At 50.3% G+C, this 3,381-nt stretch carries 3 protein-coding genes, 1 tRNA gene and 1 other RNA gene; 2 read left to right on the forward strand and 3 right to left on the reverse strand.

Translation table 11 applies throughout. The features are described 5' to 3' along the window. A partial coding sequence (rsgA, locus tag Q0294_RS12945) for a ribosome small subunit-dependent GTPase A (RefSeq protein ID WP_299465905.1) occupies window positions 1-1,008 on the reverse strand: 1,008 nt, incomplete at its 3' end. 33 nt (window positions 1,009-1,041) lie between these two features. Next, window positions 1,042-1,548: an FHA domain-containing protein gene (locus Q0294_RS12950; RefSeq protein WP_299465908.1), complete on the reverse strand. Its 507-nt coding sequence runs from the start codon at window positions 1,546-1,548 to the stop codon at window positions 1,042-1,044. A gap of 173 nt (window positions 1,549-1,721) precedes the next feature. Between Q0294_RS12950 and rnpB the strand changes: the two genes are divergently transcribed. Both rnpB and Q0294_RS12960 read left to right on the forward strand, forming a co-directional pair. Continuing rightward, window positions 1,722-2,098, forward strand: an RNA gene (rnpB, locus tag Q0294_RS12955) — RNase P RNA component class A. A gap of 287 nt (window positions 2,099-2,385) precedes the next feature. Next, a complete protein-coding gene (locus Q0294_RS12960) occupies window positions 2,386-2,820 on the forward strand; it encodes a hypothetical protein (RefSeq protein ID WP_299465911.1) in 435 nt (144 codons plus the stop codon). Window positions 2,821-2,984: 164 nt separating this feature from the next. On the opposite strand, the gene Q0294_RS12965 is transcribed toward Q0294_RS12960, so the two are convergent. After that, window positions 2,985-3,069: transfer RNA gene (locus Q0294_RS12965), tRNA-Leu, on the reverse strand. Window positions 3,070-3,381 lie beyond the last annotated feature (312 nt).

The following is a 3,381-nucleotide window of genomic DNA, read 5'->3' on the forward strand; positions in this document are numbered from 1 at the left end:
CTGAGGAATAAAGGGACAAAAATCGCGAAAGAAACCTTCGACTTCTTCGGGAATCACATCCCATAACTCTAACTGACGGATGCCCGGCGTATCCACCACCCAGCCGCCGCTGGAAATCTCCAGCAACACCGCCGAGCGCGTCGTATGCCGCCCTTTGCGGCTCTCCTGACTGATCTCCGCGGTCTCCAATAATAACTGACGATCAATTTGATTCAGTAAAGACGATTTCCCCACACCACTTTGTCCGGAAAAAACTGACTGTTTTCCTTTGAGCAAAGACCGCAGGCGCGGAATCCCCGAACCATCGACCACACTCGTTAAAACAACGTCGTACCCCATCTGAGCATACACACCGATCAACGGTTGAAATTCCACAGGGTCCACCAGATCACTCTTATTGATGCAGATGATGGAATGAATATTTCCCTTTTCCGAACTGATCAGAAAACGATCGATGAGCGAGGGTTTCAGCGGTGGATCAGCGGCTGAAACGACAACCACGGCCTGATCAATATTACTGACCAGAATATGTTCACGGCGCTTACTGCCCCGGGATAAATAAGAGCGTCGCGGCTCCACCCGCTCGATGACCGCCTGCTTTTCATCTCCGTCCGCTCGAATCAAAACATGATCGCCGGCGACCACGGCATTGCGGTCATCGCGGGACATCGTTCTGACAAGCCGACGTATCGTGCAGTCATAACGACAGCCGTCTTCTGCCTGCACAACCGAATTCAAACCCTGAGAGCGAATCACGCGCCCTTTGAGACAGGCGCTTTCATCAATGTCGATCACGATAGAAGTGCCGTCTCTGGTTTCCTGCTCCACACCCATCACGGTGCGGTGCCGCGTCAGGTCCCCTTTACCGCTCAGCCGCTCCGTCGCATCCATGTATTGCGAGTCGAGCTGTTCATCGACCCGGTGGCTCGAAAGCTTATTCTGCCGAACGTTTTTCTGGCGGTTTTTCTTAAACGCAACCCGGATCTTTTTTCCTTTTTTCTTAGCCACTACAATCCTGGTTCCATAACCACAGTTCGAATTTCATGATGCACCGCCCTGCTCGTCGTCCAGATCAATCAGAAATTTCAGACCCAATTCATCATCGGTCATTTCCGATTCATCCTGAGGCAGGATAATCTCTTTCGGTTTTTTAGCAGGAGGCGCCATCGGTCGTTCCGGGCGTTTCTCCGGTCGCACCAGACCTGCTTTCTCCATTAAACTCATTTCGAAAGGATTCTCTTCTTCCGGCGGGGGCTCATCGGATTGAGGGGTATAATTGATTTCAAAATCGTGCTTGGCAACGGAGAGCCTGTCTCCGGGAAGCAGCCACTTCATCTCGCAGCGCTCGCCATTCACTTTGATGCCGTTGCGGCTGTTCATATCGCGCACGCGCCAATAGCCGTTGAGAAACTCCAGTTGGCAATGATGTGAAGAGATATTGGGAAAATCCAATGTGATATCGCATCGACCGCGGCGGCCGATCAACAGAACCTCGGAAAGCAGCGGTATCGGGTCGCCACCTCCACATGGGTTTAGTTCACCTAACATGCTTACTTCCTGGTGTGATTTCCATATAAACCATACTGAGATGCCTGAATATGCCCGCACGCTATTAATCTATACTGCTGGCCAGACATTATAAAGCCCTTATGTGGAGAAAAGTCAGATTTTGGGGATACTGTAAACCTCGCGCGTCGCCTATACTGGAAAATTCAGTAGCGGGAGCCGGCTGAGTGGTCGCTGCGGATTTTTCGGAATCCGTGGAGGAAAGTCCGGGCTCCACAGGGCACGGTGGTGGGTAACTCCCACCGTCCGCGAGGATAGGGAAAGTGCAACAGAAAGTAAACCGCCTGTCTGGTCTCCAGACAGGTAAGGGTGAAACGGTGCGGTAAGAGCGCACCAGCAGGCCGGGTGACCGGTCTGGCTAGGTAAACCCCACCGGGTGCAAGACCAAGCAGAGAGCAGTCCTGGTTCGCCAGGGCACGGATCGGCCCGATCCGGTATGACTCTCGGGTCGGTCGCACGAGGCAGCAGGCAACTGCTGTCCCAGATAAATGGCCACTCTCGACATAACCCGGCTTACAGGCTTGCTCCCGCTATCTGTTTCTTCCCGAGAAACAATCTGCTTTCACCGCCACCCAGAATCAATTACGCAACACACGCCAGAGATATGCGTTGTCAATATGATTGTAATAACTTCCTGTAAGTTGTACTATTGACAACGACACAAAGCTAATGTCGCGATGTCGATAAATTTTTAAATTGTTTGTATTAAATGACTTAAAGATAATCCGTATTTTATTGGCACGCTTCGTGCTTTAGTACTCTTTCATCAACGACAACTTAAGTCACTTTCAAACAACTAAAACATTAAGGGAGATAATGATGAGAAACTTCACAATCGCTTTCGCAGCATTGGCAGCCGTTACTTTGGTCAGCAGCACTACATTTGCCGCCACACCATTCTGTGCCACCAGCAGTCAGTACAACTCACGTTACGATTCACGTTACAATAACACTGCCAGCAACTGGAATAACAATTCTTATTCCAGCTACAACAGCAGCTACTTGAATAGCCGACCGCTGTTCACTCCGTACAACCCGGCTGTGAACCGTTACAACAGTGCCTACACCGGCCTGTTCAACACATACCGTCCTGTCGTATCGAACTACAATTACCGTCCTCAAACGGGTTACAATTCATCTTCTTATTACAACAACAAATACAGCAATACCAGCTACAAACACGATTACAAACACGACCATGACTACAAACATGGTCACGACGCTCACCACAGCAACTGGCGTGCTGGTCGCTAAGTGCGGAAAAAGGTAAACCATTCACCCCTGGCCGAGCCCTGCTCGACCGGGGGTTTTCTTTTTGAAAGCGATCCTGGTGCGGAGCCGATCCGATGCACCGGAAATGAAGTGCCGCGCATAAAAAAAGGCCCCGCAACACCCTGGTTGCGGGGCCTTTTTTGTATTGCCCAAGAGAGGATTCGAACCTCCACATCCTTTACGAATACTAGAACCTGAATCTAGCGCGTCTGCCAATTCCGCCACTTGGGCCTGGTTATCCCCTTAATTTTCAATGACTTACAGTACTGCCTCACCAAATCGGCAGGACAGGAGTCCAAAGAGCAGAAGCGACTCGCGCACTTCGGAAGCGTCACGGGGAAACAGCTATAATAAATAGTTTGTTTCCTTTTTACCAGTCACAGATCCCCGAAATTTTATCGCAAAAGACGGGAAGAAGGCTGTCTTAAACAGTTTCGCACCATGTCGTTATATTAATCCCCTCCCACTGACCGGGTTTCAGTGCAGACTAACGGCGTTGCCAGACCAGCTCCCGCACTTTTAATCGTTCATTTAAAGTACCAT

The organism is uncultured Gimesia sp. (genome assembly GCF_937919775.1).
In the GTDB taxonomy this organism is placed as follows: domain Bacteria; phylum Planctomycetota; class Planctomycetia; order Planctomycetales; family Planctomycetaceae; genus Gimesia.

Coding starts and splice junctions, on each gene's coding strand:
- Q0294_RS12950 (WP_299465908.1), bottom strand. CDS start 1,548: ATGTTAGGTGAACTAAACCCATGTGGAGGTGGCGACCCGATACCGCTG.
- Q0294_RS12960 (WP_299465911.1), top strand. CDS start 2,386: ATGAGAAACTTCACAATCGCTTTCGCAGCATTGGCAGCCGTTACTTTG.